The 14,525-nt window shown below is 60.3% G+C and carries 15 protein-coding genes and 1 tRNA gene; 5 read left to right on the top strand and 11 right to left on the bottom strand.

Going from position 1 to position 14,525, the window contains the following annotated elements; all coding sequences use genetic code 11:
* Positions 1 to 13 precede the first annotated feature (13 nt).
* The 3 genes from J3489_RS23265 to J3489_RS23255 all read right to left on the bottom strand — a co-directional run bounded on the left by J3489_RS23265 (position 14) and on the right by J3489_RS23255 (position 4,065).
* Complete coding sequence (locus tag J3489_RS23265) at positions 14 to 2,116, bottom strand: DEAD/DEAH box helicase family protein (RefSeq protein WP_207002070.1); 2,103 nt, start codon at positions 2,114 to 2,116, stop codon at positions 14 to 16.
* A gap of 879 nt (positions 2,117 to 2,995) precedes the next feature.
* A complete protein-coding gene (locus J3489_RS23260) occupies positions 2,996 to 3,682 on the bottom strand; it encodes a hypothetical protein (RefSeq protein ID WP_207002068.1) in 687 nt (228 codons plus the stop codon).
* A gap of 203 nt (positions 3,683 to 3,885) precedes the next feature.
* Entirely contained in the window at positions 3,886 to 4,065 is a 180-nt protein-coding gene (locus J3489_RS23255; RefSeq protein WP_207002066.1) for a hypothetical protein, read from the bottom strand.
* A gap of 313 nt (positions 4,066 to 4,378) precedes the next feature.
* Here J3489_RS23255 and J3489_RS23250 point away from each other — a divergent pair, with 313 nt between their 5' ends.
* Positions 4,379 to 4,837: a hypothetical protein gene (locus J3489_RS23250; RefSeq protein ID WP_207002064.1), complete on the top strand. Its 459-nt coding sequence runs from the start codon at positions 4,379 to 4,381 to the stop codon at positions 4,835 to 4,837.
* Positions 4,838 to 5,075: 238 nt separating this feature from the next.
* On the opposite strand, the gene J3489_RS23245 is transcribed toward J3489_RS23250, so the two are convergent.
* The 6 genes from J3489_RS23245 to J3489_RS23220 form a co-directional block, all read right to left on the bottom strand.
* Entirely contained in the window at positions 5,076 to 6,290 is a 1,215-nt protein-coding gene (locus J3489_RS23245) for a tyrosine-type recombinase/integrase (protein WP_207002062.1), read from the bottom strand.
* Between the two features lie 190 nt (positions 6,291 to 6,480).
* Positions 6,481 to 6,556, bottom strand: a tRNA-Ala gene (locus tag J3489_RS23240).
* A gap of 64 nt (positions 6,557 to 6,620) precedes the next feature.
* Complete coding sequence (locus J3489_RS23235; protein ID WP_374193480.1) at positions 6,621 to 6,929, bottom strand: c-type cytochrome; 309 nt, start codon at positions 6,927 to 6,929, stop codon at positions 6,621 to 6,623.
* Between the two features lie 44 nt (positions 6,930 to 6,973).
* The gene (locus J3489_RS23230) at positions 6,974 to 7,774 is read right to left on the bottom strand and encodes a BON domain-containing protein (RefSeq protein WP_207002059.1); all 801 of its coding nucleotides are present in this window, start codon (positions 7,772 to 7,774) and stop codon (positions 6,974 to 6,976) included.
* 20 nt (positions 7,775 to 7,794) lie between these two features.
* A complete protein-coding gene (locus tag J3489_RS23225) occupies positions 7,795 to 8,382 on the bottom strand; it encodes a phosphoheptose isomerase (protein WP_207002057.1) in 588 nt (195 codons plus the stop codon).
* A 228-nt stretch (positions 8,383 to 8,610) separates the two neighbouring features.
* Positions 8,611 to 9,042, bottom strand: a complete 432-nt coding sequence (locus J3489_RS23220) for a YraN family protein (RefSeq protein WP_207002055.1) — start codon at positions 9,040 to 9,042, stop codon at positions 8,611 to 8,613.
* Between J3489_RS23220 and rsmI the strand changes: the two genes are divergently transcribed.
* Positions 9,041 to 9,913 carry a 16S rRNA (cytidine(1402)-2'-O)-methyltransferase gene (rsmI, locus tag J3489_RS23215; RefSeq protein ID WP_207002053.1) on the top strand — a complete coding sequence of 291 codons (873 nt, stop codon included), beginning with the start codon at positions 9,041 to 9,043 and terminating at the stop codon, positions 9,911 to 9,913. The genes J3489_RS23220 and rsmI overlap by 2 nt on opposite strands.
* A gap of 97 nt (positions 9,914 to 10,010) precedes the next feature.
* Here the strand turns inward: rsmI and J3489_RS23210 are convergent, their stop codons facing one another.
* Entirely contained in the window at positions 10,011 to 10,601 is a 591-nt protein-coding gene (locus J3489_RS23210; protein ID WP_207002052.1) for a septal ring lytic transglycosylase RlpA family protein, read from the bottom strand.
* 636 nt (positions 10,602 to 11,237) lie between these two features.
* On the opposite strand from J3489_RS23210, the gene J3489_RS23205 reads away from it, so the two are divergent.
* The 3 genes from J3489_RS23205 (at position 11,238) to J3489_RS23195 (ending at position 13,079) form a co-directional block, all read left to right on the top strand.
* Positions 11,238 to 11,882: an MBL fold metallo-hydrolase gene (locus J3489_RS23205; protein WP_207002051.1), complete on the top strand. Its 645-nt coding sequence runs from the start codon at positions 11,238 to 11,240 to the stop codon at positions 11,880 to 11,882.
* Positions 11,879 to 12,529 (top strand): 3'-5' exonuclease family protein, encoded by a 651-nt coding sequence (locus J3489_RS23200; RefSeq protein WP_207002050.1) that lies wholly within the window; start codon positions 11,879 to 11,881, stop codon positions 12,527 to 12,529. The genes J3489_RS23205 and J3489_RS23200 overlap by 4 nt, the downstream gene beginning before the upstream one ends.
* Positions 12,530 to 12,620: 91 nt before the next feature.
* Positions 12,621 to 13,079 carry an Lrp/AsnC family transcriptional regulator gene (locus tag J3489_RS23195; RefSeq protein ID WP_207002049.1) on the top strand — a complete coding sequence of 153 codons (459 nt, stop codon included), beginning with the start codon at positions 12,621 to 12,623 and terminating at the stop codon, positions 13,077 to 13,079.
* Between the two features lie 20 nt (positions 13,080 to 13,099).
* Here the strand turns inward: J3489_RS23195 and J3489_RS23190 are convergent, their stop codons facing one another.
* A complete protein-coding gene (locus tag J3489_RS23190; RefSeq protein ID WP_207002048.1) occupies positions 13,100 to 14,299 on the bottom strand; it encodes a cation diffusion facilitator family transporter in 1,200 nt (399 codons plus the stop codon).
* Positions 14,300 to 14,525: the final 226 nt, after the last annotated feature.

Genomic DNA, 14,525 nt, shown 5'->3' with positions numbered 1-14,525 from the left:
CTCCAAGCTTATTTCAGATATCCATCAAATCGAACTTTTTCTGAAGTTCTAATATAGCCACCCTCGTCTCGCCACTATTAATCGCAAGATCGGCAAATTCAGCGAAACGAGTCAGTTCTTTGCGAAGCAAACTTCGCTCGGCGTCCGTTGGATCAGAGCTGTCTGGCGGCACAACAATCATGTCGTATATTGTCGCGTTTTCCTTATCCGGCGCACGCCTAAGCACGCGCCCGCGTCTCTGGATAAACTGACGAGGATTCGTACTGCTCGCAAGGATGACTGCCGTGCGCACTGACGGGATGTCTACGCCCTCGTCGAGACACCGAATTGCAACAAGCCCCTGAAGCTGCCCCGAGGTGATCTGGGTTCGGAGAGACTCGCGCTCGGCGACAGACTCGTCGGATGTATATTTCGCAACTCTGATTCCCGCCTCATGGCCGAGTATGCGTGTCACCTCGTCCACCTGCCGCGCAACACCATTACTTACTTCGGATTCGACAGATCCGTCGCCGCAATAAAATAGCATTTGCTCATTTTTTACCAATTTCTGTGCTAGATCACGCAATGCATGCAACTTGTTTTCCGCGGAGGCAACAAGGCGTGCTCGCTCCAATAAAAGATATTTGGATGCCTCTGTCAATTCGCCATCGACACCTGCTTTCTTGGCGATTTCAGCACTCAGCCGGAGGTACTCCTCCTGCTCTATATCTGTGAGTTCGATCAGGATCGGGAAATAGAAATACGGCACAAGCACTTCCAGTTCTAACGCCTTTCGAAGCGTTAGGCGCGGTTCCAAGACCTGCCCGAAGTAATCGAAGAGTCGGTTCGTTCCATCTGGATCAAACCAACGTTCGGGTGTTGCGGATAAGCCGAGGCGGAGGCTAATTTGCGACGGGAGTGCATCGCAAAAGACTTTGGAACCTAGATTGTGAACCTCGTCAGCAACCAATAGCGATCTTGTTGGAAAATAGGGAAGTAAGCTCTGAAAGGTGAGCGAAGCAAAAGTTGCGTTCGTGGTAATAACGCAAAGAAATCCACCTTCGCCCACCGATATATCGTTAAGTTCGGCCTTGAGTGTTTCGGCCCAGCTTTGTGCCGATTCGAAGGCCAACAACGGATCAAACCCAAGCTTGATGGCCTCATCACGCCATTGCGTCACCAAGTGCCGATAGGGGCAGATGACAACCAATACCTTTAGCCCCAGTTGCTCATACAGGCTAACTGCAGCCGCCAAAGCGGTTAGAGTTTTGCCGGTACCGGTGGCCATCTCGAGTATTCCGCGGCCGTTCGCGGATACCCAATTGCGAATTGCTTCAAGCTGATAGGAACGCAGAGTAAGGGTGGCGGGGAGGCGCGGCTTGTTTCGAGCGATTCTTCGCGAGCGAGGACGCCACGACACTTCCTCTGGGTCCACTGTCGGTGGCTCACTTGTTTTATATTTCTCCAGTACTTCCTTCGCAATCTGCGTGAAGTCTTCCACGAGGACGCCGGACTCGACATCCCCCCCCGCCCACAGCGCTTCAAAATCATTTACTTTGCCAGCCGCTCGCCGATGACTGTCGTCCCAAGACCAATAGACGTCGATTGATTCGAAGTTTGAGACAAAGCCGCCTGCAGTTTCGTTTTGGGACCCGGTAAACGCGACTCGGTTACCTTCTTCATCTTCAAAGACACCAATTTTCTCGTGGTAAAGACCACGGGCGAGACATCCAGTACTTGGGTCTACTCGAAAGGCGATCCGTATCTCAAGGCGCCCTAGGGAGATAAGCCACGCCAGGGCACTCAACCGTTGCTGAATGAGTTCGGACTCCACTCGTTCCATCTCAAGAACGAATAAGCGTTGTGCCACTCGCGACCTGGCCTCATACCCCCTCTCTATTGCTTCGATATCTTCTTCCGATAGATTAGGCGAGGTAATCAGTTGAATCTTTCCGCCAGAAGCAATCAGGTGAGCCGCACCTCTTGCAGCTAAGCTTAGACCTGCGCTAGTAAAATAACCGACGGCGCGTCGATAAAGCACCGACCTCTCCATGCACGGCACATAGAAGTCGTCAACAACATTTGAAGCACCTGATCTGTAGCAAATCTTGAACGCCAGCTCTCGAAGACTGTTCATTTTTAGCTTTTTTAAGGTGCCTTGCGGTAGTTTCGGCCCGTCGCGATCGCACAACAACTAGCGTGGTGCCGCCGACGCAGACACAAATCTCACCAGCCAGGAATTTTGAAAGTATTCGTCGCCGCTTTGAAAGAAATTTCACAGAATTAGAGGGCGTGTGCTAGATATTGAAAGTTTTGACGTAATACGTCGCCGCCTTGCAGGATTTGTGCACATTTTTCACCTACAGTCTCACTCGATATCTATTTGGCGGCTTGCAAAAAAAACGCCATTCTGCGTCGCCCCCCCGGCTAGCAGCACAGCCGACTCGACAAACGTCACTTTCGACCGGCTAAATTCCCACCAGCCGCGAAAGGACCCCGTCAGACGCGATCGCATCTTACTTACCCCGGCAGCACGCTTTTCTCATAAATATTGTTTGAAGTCTAGCAGGGGGAATCCTCCTCTGGCGAGTACAAAATGGTGTTGCTCGTGCAGGGCAAATCTTCACGATTGGGATCGCCGTCCCCGACTTGCACTTCCAGGTCCTTCTTTGATCGTCAGGATTTGGTTGAATTCCCTTGCCGCGGTGTTCCAGCGCACACCACCGCTCGGCTCTAAGGGAGTGGCTGTACCGGACAGCGATCTGCAACGGAGTGAGGAAGAGCCATCGCCGCTCCTTGTTAGCTTGGGAACACGGCAAAAGCCTCCGCATTGTCGATTACACAATCGATCTAGTGCGGCGAGAGAAGTTGGGACCCAGCTACTCTCACTTGGCGTCAACTCTTTGAGATCAATTGAATACGTTTGCTCTTGAAGATCTGCCACTCCCTGCCTTGGCAAGGTCCGGGTGGCTCCGGTACACAGTCCCATCATGTGAGCCGATTTTCGGGGGACTTCTCAATGGAAAGAAGCTGTGCAATGAAGACCAAACGCTTCGACTTCGAGCTGACCGTGGCGGTGGCTTTGCACCGGTACTTCCGAACACTGCATCCAACTCTGGATGATGAATCGGCTCTCCGCCGGAATTCTTCTTGGCGCGCGAAATTCCAGCGCGCTAAACGTGTGTTTCTCGCTGTAGTGCTTGAACGCGTTAGCGCGTTTGTTCGAGCCCGTCGCTGCGTCGGGCTTCGGCACGAAGAAAATGTAGTCGCGCTTCATTGTCATCACGAAGCTTTCCGCCGTCGCGTTACTCTGCTGGCCGCAGACCCGGGGCATCGACCGTCTACGGTCGATGCCCGCGCCGAAAGCGCGGGGTTTCTCACCTCCGTAACCCAAGCCGTTGTTCGTCAGCCATTCGATTTTCGTACAGCGCCTTCTGACATTGCCAAGGCGCTTTTCGACGGCTTCTGACATCACGTCGCCGCTGTGGATGCTGGTCATTGCCACATAGCTCATCGCCTCGCGCTCGCAACGGTCCGGCACGAACATCACTCGCGGCGGCTCGCTGCCAATGTCGCAACGAAACTCAAAGCCGTCCGAGGATCGTCGCTGGTTGCGATTCAGCACGGCGACCTTGCCGTCATGCCGGCGCTCCGGGCTAGGCGAGATTGTCTTGTGTAGAAGCGGTAAGGTCGCGAGATCCACTTGACATTGACGGGAGCCATACTTTGGAATTCGCATTCCCTCCCATTCTGCGGCACACATGCAGGCAACCCCAGCTCGGCAAGTCGGCAATCACGCGCCGGATTTTTTGGCCAGTTTAGCGTTGTCGAAGGAAGACTATTTGCTCACACGGCGCCCCAAACCGGCGGAAGCCAATCCTGCAATACCCTAATTTGCTCCTATTTTTAGCGCACACTTTCAAACGCCATTGCGACGCTGCCAAATGCTTCCGAATCGTCACCGAACTTAATCACCCATTCCGCCGCCTGCATGCGCGTTGCGATCGTTTTCGAATTGAAATGCAACGCAGTTACCCAAGGAACCGCGCCGAGCGCGTCGTGGACAATAAGCGCATCGGTAAACAAACCGAGCTGCAAACGAAACCGAGACGGGAATCACGGACAGAATGTGTGATGCGCGATCCAACATAAAATTTGCGCTGGACGGCTAAGCCATCGCGTTAAACCTCACACCGAACTCTGCGGAAACGCACGTCCCAAAGACTACCCTACCGTTGCTCCGATGCGACGAAACGAAAAGACTGCGTTCTTCCCGAGCGTCCCGCTACGGGCCAAGGCGCTCTGCAAACGTCCACAACGCTCGCGTAGACGACGTTGACGGGCTATCCAACGGCATGCACGATCAGTTAGAGACATCCGATACAAACGGAGGGTCACGATGCCTGCACCGAAGACCTACACGAAAGCCCAATGGGACGAGTTTGCCCGGCTACTCGACGCGTTACCGGAAAAGCCACCGTCGGAACGACGCATCACTGTGCGCGACGCGATGCCAAACGTTCGCGTCCACATCGACGCGGCTAGGGCGAAAGGTTATTCGGTCGAGCAACTGATCGATCAGGCTAAGCAGGCGGGTATCGACGTGACTGCCAGTGCGCTTCGATACGCACTACAGGAAACGAAGAAGCGAAGGGGCACGGCTCATCGCATGGACGGCACATCCCGGTCCCGTGGGAGCACGAACACTTCTCGCAACCAATCGACACAGCGTACGGCCGGTCAGCGGACCAGTCTTGCATCTCAGGCAAAAACGGCACACGAGAACAGCAAACCCGGCTCGACGGTCATCCAGGATGCGTTCAGCTTCCAGATTAGACCCGACATAGAAGACCTTTGAACCAGATAGCGACGCGAACGAATCAGCAGGATAGGCGCCTTCAAAACGCGGTAAAAGTCGATCAAACGAAGCGAGATCGAGGTAGAAAAAGTGCTGTTTCGCGATAGATGGGCGGCGACAAAGGTCCATTCTCAGCGCAGACCTCTACCTCGGGCCGTCGATGGCGCAACATCTGCCTTCGCCGGGATTGGTTGCGACACAGTCCACTTATGAAGCTCAGCACGTTAGGGCCTTCGCCTCAAACACCCCGCGGCCGAATCGGCCCTACCTCGGCCCCCGCTTTCAGTCGATCCAGATAGTTGGCCCACTCCTGCATCATCACTATGCGGTCGTCGATAAACCGGGTGCGGTTGTAGGCGGTGCCGAGCGAATCAGGCACTCGGTGGGCCAGTTGATGCTCGATGACTTCCGCCGGAAACCGAAGCCGCTCGTGCAGGATGGTCCGAGCCATCGCCCGGAATCCGTGTCCGGTGATCTCGGTTTTCGTGTCGAAGCCCAACCGCTGCAGCGCGGCATTGATCGCCGCTCCGCTCATAGGCTTTTTGCGTTCACGGCCCGGAAAAACACAACGCCATTTGCCAGTCTGCGCTTGCAACTCTTTCAGAATCTCCACAGCTTGGGTGGCCAGCGGCACGAGATGCTCGGTCTTCGTCTTCGAGACAGTAAAGCGCCATTCGCGCCGTTCCAAATCAATCTGCGCCCACTCAGCCTGTCTCAACTCTCCGGGCCGCACGAACAGCAACGGCGCCAACTGCAGAGCTGCGCGCACGACCAATGTACCGGAAAAGCCGTCAAAGGCTCGCAGCATCTCCCCGACCTTCTCCGGATCTGTGATCGAGGCGAAGTGCGTATGCCGGTTGGGACGCAGCGCGCCACGCAAGTCGGTGCTTACATCACGCACGGCGCGTCCAGTCGCCACCGCGTAGCGAAAGATCTGCCCGCAGTTCTGATGCAATCGGTGTGCGGTGTCGTGAGCACCACGCTTCTCGGCACGACGCAGCACTTCGAGCACTTCGGGCGGGGTAATGTCGGCGATCGGACGTGACCCGAGCCATGGAAACAGGTCCTTTTTCAGTCGCCCCATGATCTTCTCGGAATGGCTGGTTGCCCAGCCGGGCACCTGCTGCTCGAACCACTCGAGCGCGACTGCTTCGAAGGTCGTGGCTGCGTTGAGCCGGGCGAGGCGCTTCTTCTCTTTCTTGGCCTGCCCTGGGTCGACGCCATCGGCCAGTAGCGCACGCGCCTCATCGCGCTTCCTGCGCGCGTGGGCCAGCGTGACATCGGGATAGACGCCCAGCGCCAACTTCCGCTCGCGGTCGTTGAATCGGTATTTGAGGCGCCAGTACTTGCCGCCGGCAGGAGAAATCTCGAGATACATGCCGCGGCCGTCGGAGACTCGATACGTCTTCTCCCGTGGCGCAGCCCGGCGTACTTCCAGATCGGTAAGAGGCATGGGACACCTCCCGTGGCGTGGGGGCCTAAATTTCCGGTGGGCTCTAAAAATGAGCCGATGCCCCCAAAACTGCGCTGAAAAGCCTCCGGCTGTCAACGGAAACCACAATCCCGAAGTGGAAACAAAAACCCCGCGAGCCTTACGGGACGCGGGGTTTGCGGAATGCTGTGGAACTTCGTGGAATACTTAATGGTGGAGCGGAGGAGGATCGAACTCCCGACCTTCGCATTGCGAACGCGACGCTCTCCCAGCTGAGCTACCGCCCCAACGAAGCGCTAATTCTAGCACAGCGCCCGAACCGTTTGCCAAGCCCCTGACCGCCGCAAGGCGTCACTTCGACGGCGCCCCCGCCAGCACCCACGCAACCACCGTGCGAATATCAGCATCGCTCATTTGCGGATGCGACGGCATCGGAATCGCGCCCCAGACGCCCGAGCCGCCGTCGCGCACTTTCAGCGCGAGCTTCGCGGGCGCCTGCGCGTCGCCCTGGTACTTGCCCGCGATCTGCTGAAACGACGGCCCGACGAGCTTCCGATCGACCGCATGACACCCCATGCACGCATTACTCTTTGCGATCGCGAGGCCATTCGGCGCATCGGCAGCGTAGGCATGCGCAGACGCCACCCCAAACACGACCATCACGCCCGCCGCAACCACCCCACCCAACGTCCGACTCACCAAACTCATTGCATTGCCTTCGGATTGCCGGAGTGGACCGCATTCGAATTGGTGACCGGCGCGGGCGGCTGCTGGTCGAGCGGCTGCGAGCTGATCGTCGCCGACTGCACCGCCCCGACCGTAGGCTCGCTCGACGCCGCCGCCTGTGCCGCGCCCGGCGCGCTGGCCGCCGCCGCCGCGGACGCTTCGAGCGCCTGCGCCTCTTGCGGCTGGACGTACTGGAACACCTTCACGACCTGCAAGACACCCGGCACGCGGCTCGCCGCATCGCCGCCGGTATCGCCTTCAGCCGTCGTCACAAGCCCCATGAGGTACACGTTGCCCCGCTCGCTGACCACCTTGAAGTCGTTCGCCGAAATGCCCTTCTCCGCGATCAACGCAGTCTTCACGCGGCCTTCGAGGTACGAGTCGTTCGCCCGCGACGAGAACGAGCTCTTCGGCTGGACCGCCAGCTCGTTGATGATCCGGTTGACGTTATTGATGCCGCGCACGATCGTCTCGGCCTGTTGCTTGTCCTGCTCGCTCGGCACCTCGCCCGTCAGCAGCACGCGACGGTTGAAAACGGTGACGTTCACGTGCGCCTCGTCGGGCAGCGAACTGCTGATTTGCGACAACGCCTTGACCTGGATCTCGCGGTCTTCGGTCTGCGCGCCCACCGTGCGCCGGTCGGTCGCGATCAGCGCGCCGCCTCCGGCCGCGCCGGCCAGCGCCAGCACGCAGCCCTGCAACGTTGCGGCGAGCCCCGCCGTCAGTCCGACCACGAGCGTGGTCCTCACAAGCGTCTTCTTGACGCGGTTTCCGCTCATCAACGCACTCCCTTTCGTGGTCAATCTTCGCCGAGCAGCATCGCATCGATGCCGTCGCACAGACAATGAATCGTCAGCATGTGCACTTCCTGGATGCGCGCCAGGCGCTCCGACGGCACGCTGATATGAATATCCATATCGGTCAGCGCCTCGTTCATTTTTCCGCCGCCGTGCCCCGTCAGCGCAATCACGACCATCTCGCGCTCGTGCGCCTCGGCGACAGCCGCAATCACATTGGCCGAGTTCCCGGTGGTGCTCAACGCGAGCAGCACGTCACCCGTGTGGCCGAGCGCGCGGACTTGCTTCGAGTAGATCTCGTCGAACGCGTAGTCGTCGCCGAGCGCCGTCAGAATGGAAGAATCGGTGGTGAGCGCGATGGCCGGCAAGCCAGGCCGCTCGCGCTCGAAGCGGCCGATCAGCTCGGCCGCGAAGCGTTGCGCGTCGGCGGCAGAACCGCCGTTGCCGCACGCAAGAATCTTGTTGCCGTTCGCCAGCGCGGCGAACATCGTGTCGACCGCTGCGGCGATCGGCATCGACAGGGTTTCCAGTGCTTCGAGCTTGACTGCCGCGCTGTCGCGGAAGTGCTGTTGAATGCGTTCGACTGACATCGATCTCTGACTAATACCAAGGTTGTCGCGCAACCTCGCTGCTGCATCCATGGTGCGCCTTTCGGCGCTGATTGTGGAGCCCTTTGGTGACGGCCGCGTGCATCAGCCGGCAATTCGCTTCGCCCCGTGCATCGCTTCGGGCGGCATCGCTGCGCGCAAGCGATGCGCCGTTTCGGCCAAATCGCCAGCGCGCAAGTTTAACGCACTCGGCAAGCGCCGAAACACCGTTCATACATCGTCGGCGCGAAAAGCGTCCCGCAACCACACGAGCCGGGGGCCATCGAACGCGACGACGTCGAAGCGGCACGCGCCCACCGCCCCGCCGCTCGTCGCGAGAAAGTACTGCGCCGCATGCACGAGGCGCCGGCGCTTCTGCCAACCGACGCTCGCCGCCGCGCCGCCGAAGCGTTTGTCCGCACGCGCGCGCACTTCGACGAACACCAGCACGCCATCGCGATCGCGCATCACGAGGTCGATCTCGCCGCGGCGGCAACTCACGTTGCGGGCCACAAGCCGCATGCGCTGCCGGCGCAAATACTCGAGCGCACGCGCCTCGAATGCCGTTCCGACGCTCTTCGACCCTGCCCGCCCAGAAAAGTTGTCGCTCGCCGCGTGGCACAATGTCGGCCTTGTTCCGCTTGTCCGCGTTTTCTGCCTCATGACTGATCTCCTCGAACTCGCGCAAGGGCAGCAGTACCCGGCCGGCGCTCTGTATGTGGTGGCAACGCCGATCGGCAACGTCGCCGACATCACGCTGCGCGCCCTGCACGTGCTTGGGGCCGTCGACCGCATCGCCGCCGAGGACACGCGCAACAGCGGCCAGTTGCTCGCCCGCTACGGCATCGCCAAGCCGCTCATCGCCGTGCACGAGCACAACGAGCGCGCCGCGGCCGCGCGCGTGATCGAACACCTGCGGGCCGGCGAGCGGATCGCGTATGTATCCGACGCAGGCACGCCCGGCATTTCGGACCCCGGCGCGAGGCTCGTCGACGCCGTGCGCGAAGCCGGCTTGGCCGTCGTTCCGCTGCCGGGCGCCAGCGCGCTGACCACTGCGCTCAGCGTGGCCGGCGACTGGGCCGGCACATTCTCGTTCCTGGGCTTTCTGCCGACGAAGGCCAAGCAGCGCGCGGCCCAGCTTCAGCAATTGGCCGGGCACACACAGGCTTTGGTCTTTTACGAGGCGCCGCATCGCATCGTCGAAACCGTGCAGGCGCTCGCCGATGCATTCGGCGGCGCGCGCCGCCTGTTGATCGCGCGCGAGTTGACCAAGTTACATGAGGCGCTCCACCGCTGCCCCCTGGCCGAAGGGCCAACGTGGCTCGCCGCCGACGCCAATCGGCAGCGCGGCGAGTTCGTGCTGGTGGTCGAAGGCGCGCCGCAAGCTGAGCCAAGCGCCGGCGATCACGACGCACTCCTGAATATCCTGCTCGAAGAACTGTCTGTGAGCGGTGCGGTGAAGGTGGCCGCCGCGGTGACCGGGGCGTCGCGCAACACGTTGTACGCACGCGCGCTCGAGCTTAAGAAAAACTGAAGGGCCGCACGCGGCGGCCCTTCGAGTTTCGAATCGATTCGGTGCGACGGCGAAGCGGACCGCGCACAGCACGGCACGGCACCGTCAGATCCGACGCTTACTTGCTGATCGAATTGTCGGCCAGCATTTGGGCCTGCTCGGACTTCGCTTCCTGCTGCGACAAGCCTTCGATATTCACTTGCGCCGTGCCGGCTTTGCGCAAACCAAGCACACGAGCCGCGGCGTAAGACAAATCGATGATGCGCCCGCGCACATACGGCCCGCGATCGTTGATCTTCACGACGACCGACTTGTTGTTGGTCGTGTTCGTCACCCGCACGTAGGACGCGAGCGGCAGCGTCTTGTGCGCGGCGGTCAGCGCATTCATGTCGAAGCGCTCGCCGCTCGCCGTCTTGCGGCCGTGGAACTTCATGCCGTACCACGAGGCGCGGCCGCTCTGACGGAAATCGGAAACATTCGGGCCTGCTTCGAGCGGCGTCGCATCAGCGAGGCTCGCCTTCGAATCGGCAGCGGGTGTCGACGTGTTCAAGGCGTCGTAGCCGACGGGCGCGGATGCGGCGCTTGCCAGGGCGCCCTGCGTGCGCATCGGCGAGGCGCTGGCTTGATCAGCCGGACCATGAGGAACCGCGCAGCCCGCCAAGGCAAAAAAGGCAAACAGACTCCCCAGACGAGACAATCGAGATTTCATAAGACGTAACTCAGCAGTGTCGAGCCGCAACACGTCAATCTTTCGTGTAGCTTGCGGCTCGGGCGACCGAGGCAAAACGTGGCTCCGCTCGCTTTGGCGAGTCGTGCACATGCACTCGGGTGCGGCCATTCGCCGCTTTCCGCCCGGTTAGCTTTCACGTCTGGCGCAACCTGTCCCCGGCAGCCTGACCAGACCCCACATGCCGCCATCGAACGTAAATTGCACGTTCTATGCACGTCGCAAGACGTACAGGAACAGCGGCGTAGGCCCCACCCAGCGTCACGGCAGCAAGGCCGTAGCAGGCGCGCGGCGCCTGGCTGGGCAAGACGTGTGCATCGAATAACCTATCCGACGCAAGGTTTGTGCCGTCGTAACCGACGGCCTTTCACTTGACGGCGACCCGGCTCTATTCGCCTGCGAGCGATGCCGGATCGTCAATTGGCAGCGTGGGTGCTCCACGCACAACGGTGCGGATTATAGCAAATCCACATTCAAAGCACCTGTCAACCTACATAGCCATCATTGATTTTCACTATGGGCGTAAAAATCGGGATTTGCCGTCGTCCGTTCGGCCAGCCAGCGACGGCTTCGCGCCGCCGGTACAATCGAGCTTTTCGCCGTCTTGCCGCATCGCCGATGAAAGTCTCGATCATCCCCGTCACGCCGTTTCAGCAAAACAGCTCGCTGCTCGTCTGCGAGGCGACGGGCCGCGCCGCCGTCGTCGATCCGGGCGGCAATCTCGAGCGGATTCAGGATGCGGTTGCCCGGCAAGGCGTGAGCGTCGAGAAGGTGCTGCTCACCCACGGGCACATCGACCACTGCGCCGGCGCGAAAACGCTCGCGGCACATTACGGCGTGCCGATCGAAGGACCGCACCGGGACGAGCGCTTCTGGCTGGACCAACTGCCGCAGCAAAGCCAGCGCTTCGGCTTTCCGGAGGCGGAGGCGTTCGAGCCCGATCGCTGGCTGGAAGACGGCAATACCGTCCAGTTCGGCAACGAAACGCTCGACGTCTACCACTGTCCGGGCCATACGCCGGGGCACGTCGTGTTCGTGAGCGATGTCCACCGGCTGGCACTTGTGGGCGACGTGCTGTTCGCGGGCTCGATCGGCCGCACCGATTTTCCGCGCGGCAACCACGCGGACCTGATCGCGTCGATCCGCAGCAAGCTGTGGCCGCTCGGCGACGATATGACGTTCGTCCCCGGCCACGGCCCCACGTCGACTTTCGGTGCCGAGCGGCGCACGAATCCATACGTGGCGGATGGAGTCGGCGCATGACAGCCGAGATCTACGTCAGCACCGATGTCGAAGCGGACGGCCCGATTCCCGGTCCCCATTCGATGCTCAGCTTTGCGTCAGCGGCCTACACCGCGGACAAGCAACTGATCGGCACGTTCTCCGCCAATCTCGAAACGCTTCCGGGCGCGGAGGCGCATCCGATCCAAGCGGCCTGGTGGAAGACGCAGAAGGAAGCTTGGGCGGCATGCCGCGCGGATCTGCAAAAGCCGGAAACGGCACTGGTCGCGTACGTCGAATGGGTTGAATCGCTGCCAGGCAAGCCGGTGTTCGTAGCGATGCCGGCCGGCTTCGATTTCACGTTCATGTTCTGGTACATGATGCGCTTCGCGGGGCGCTGCCCGTTCTCGTGGTCCGCGCTCGACATCAAGACGCTCGCGTTCGCCATGACGGACCTGCCGTACCGCAAATGCATCAAGCCGCGCATGCCGAAGCGCTGGTTCGACGACCATCCTCACACGCACGTCGCGCTCGACGACGCCATCGAGCAAGGCGCTCTTTTTTGCAACATGCTGGCAGAATTGCGCAGCCAGCAAGCCGCCCTCGGCATCATCTCGAATTTGCCCTCGCCGGACCCGTCAGCTGGGGACAACACAGGACAAAACGCCGCGAGCAACCCGGCAAATTAGGGAAATTCCCTCGCTCCTGGGGTCTCACATTGCCTTTCTTTTCCGCCACCTCTAACATTTAGGAAAGTTGCGGCCGAACTGGGAGGCGCGCGTGACACTCGATACGTTTTCTCAAAAAATTCTGCGCCTGCTGCAGCTCGACGCGCGCCGATCGGTGCAGGAAATATCGGATCAAGTCGGCTTGTCCAGCACGCCTTGCTGGCGGCGGATCAAGGATATGGAGCAATCAGGCGTGATCCAGCGCTATACGGCACTGCTCGATCGCGAGAAGCTGGGGCTGCATGTCTGCGCGCTGGCCCATATTCATCTGATGAGACACACGGAAGGCGGCGTCGAACAATTCGAGCGCGAGATCGCCACTTGCCCGGAAGTCACCGAGTGCTACAGCACGACCGGGGAAGCGGACTACATTCTGAAAATCGTCGCCCCCGACATCAAAGCGTACGACTCGTTCCTGCACGAGCGCATCTTCAAGATCCCCGCCGTGGCGCAGGTCCGCACCAGCGTGGTGCTGCGCGAGATCAAATTCGATACGCAATTGCCGCTCTAGCAGCGGCAATCTGTTCCCGCTCAACTGATGCGCGCCGCCTTCTGATCGGACGAGCGGCCTGACGTTTCGAGCAAACGTTGCACGGTAATCTTGCGCGCGCCGAGCCGGGCGGCCAGATCCGTCAAGTCCAGGCGGCTTGCAAGCTCGGCGTCGTGCTCGGCGAGCGCGTCCGCCGCGAACGTCACCTCAATATCGAGCCCGCTGCTCAGGTAGTGGAGATTGAGACTGGCGGCACGCAAGCCGCACTTCGCCAGTTCGGCATCGAGCGCCTCGATCACCACTTCTCGCGGCGGCAAGTTCGCGGCGGGGTGTCTTACCGCGTCGTTCTCCGGATCGACATGGATCAGCGCATCGAGCACGCGCTTGTCGGTCAGCACGCGCGAGCGCGCTGACTCGGCGATGTAATGCCCCTCCGACACCGAAATCAGCGGATCGACCAGAATATGCGCATCCACGAGTGCGAGGTCGCCCATCTTGCGCGTGCGCAACTCATGCACGTCGCGCACGCCGGGCGTCGACATCAGCAGCTTGCGCACGTCGGCGGTGGCGTCTTCATCGAGCGCGCGGTCCGACAAGTCCTGCAAGGCGTCCCAGCCAAAGGTCCAGCCCATGCGGGCCACCATGAAACCGACGATCGCGGCCGCGATCGGATCGAGCAGCCGCACCCCCGCGAGACTGCCGACGATGCCGATTGCCACGACCAGCGACGACGCCGCGTCGGAGCGCGCGTGCCACGCGTTGGCGATCAAGAGCGCCGAGCGCACGCGCTGCGCCTCGCGCAGCATGTAGCGAAAGAGCCCTTCCTTCGATACCAGAACGAGTATCGCGACAGCGAGCGCACTGACATGCACGGCGGGAATATCGTCCAGGTGAGCAAGCCGTTGGCCCGCGCGCCACAGCATGCCGACGCCGACGGCGATCAGCAGGCCGCCCAGAAAAAGCGACGCCACGGTCTCATAGCGGTTATGTCCGTAATTGTGATCGGCATCGGGCTTCGCACCGCTCGCTTTATTCGCGACTAATACGATGAAATCCGATACGAGATCGGCAAGCGAATGCACGCCGTCGGCGATGAGCGCTTGAGAATGAGCGATGACACCGATAATGATTTGCAGCGTCGTCAGCACGAGGTTCAGCACGATGCTGACAAACGTGGTCTTGCGCGCGACTGCTTGCTTCTCTGCCGTGTCGGCGTGGAAACTGTCGAAACTTTGCGACATAGGAAACCGGAGCGTAGAGGGTTTTGAATGCCCGGATTCTAGCAGCGCAACTGTGACAAGTCGTCGCAAAGCCCTATATTTTCGTTTTAAATCATATGCTTATGCAAACACGAAGTATTCGTGTTTCGATATCCGCGCGCCCGGCGTGAGTGCGCGCGATGGTTTCGCGCCGCACGCAAAGCGATGAAGTCAGACTTTCTGCGGACATTAAAAAACCGCGCACTTT

The organism is Trinickia mobilis (assembly GCF_017315705.1).
Classification (GTDB): domain Bacteria; phylum Pseudomonadota; class Gammaproteobacteria; order Burkholderiales; family Burkholderiaceae; genus Trinickia_A; species Trinickia_A mobilis.
This window is presented reverse-complemented; position numbering and strand designations above follow the sequence as displayed.

Excerpts from the sequence above, each read along its gene's own strand:
- J3489_RS23220 (WP_207002055.1), bottom strand. The coding sequence starts at position 9,042 with ATGAGGCAGAAAACGCGGACAAGCGGAACAAGGCCGACATTGTGCCAC.
- J3489_RS23205 (WP_207002051.1), top strand. The coding sequence starts at position 11,238 with ATGAAAGTCTCGATCATCCCCGTCACGCCGTTTCAGCAAAACAGCTCG.
- J3489_RS23225 (WP_207002057.1), bottom strand. The coding sequence starts at position 8,382 with ATGTCAGTCGAACGCATTCAACAGCACTTCCGCGACAGCGCGGCAGTC.
- J3489_RS23245 (WP_207002062.1), bottom strand. The coding sequence starts at position 6,290 with ATGCCTCTTACCGATCTGGAAGTACGCCGGGCTGCGCCACGGGAGAAG.
- J3489_RS23265 (WP_207002070.1), bottom strand. The coding sequence starts at position 2,116 with ATGAACAGTCTTCGAGAGCTGGCGTTCAAGATTTGCTACAGATCAGGT.
- J3489_RS23235 (WP_374193480.1), bottom strand. The coding sequence starts at position 6,929 with ATGGTCGTGTTTGGGGTGGCGTCTGCGCATGCCTACGCTGCCGATGCG.
- rsmI (WP_207002053.1), top strand. The coding sequence starts at position 9,041 with ATGACTGATCTCCTCGAACTCGCGCAAGGGCAGCAGTACCCGGCCGGC.
- J3489_RS23250 (WP_207002064.1), top strand. The coding sequence starts at position 4,379 with ATGCCTGCACCGAAGACCTACACGAAAGCCCAATGGGACGAGTTTGCC.
- J3489_RS23190 (WP_207002048.1), bottom strand. The coding sequence starts at position 14,299 with ATGTCGCAAAGTTTCGACAGTTTCCACGCCGACACGGCAGAGAAGCAA.
- J3489_RS23200 (WP_207002050.1), top strand. The coding sequence starts at position 11,879 with ATGACAGCCGAGATCTACGTCAGCACCGATGTCGAAGCGGACGGCCCG.
- J3489_RS23210 (WP_207002052.1), bottom strand. The coding sequence starts at position 10,601 with ATGAAATCTCGATTGTCTCGTCTGGGGAGTCTGTTTGCCTTTTTTGCC.
- J3489_RS23230 (WP_207002059.1), bottom strand. The coding sequence starts at position 7,774 with ATGAGCGGAAACCGCGTCAAGAAGACGCTTGTGAGGACCACGCTCGTG.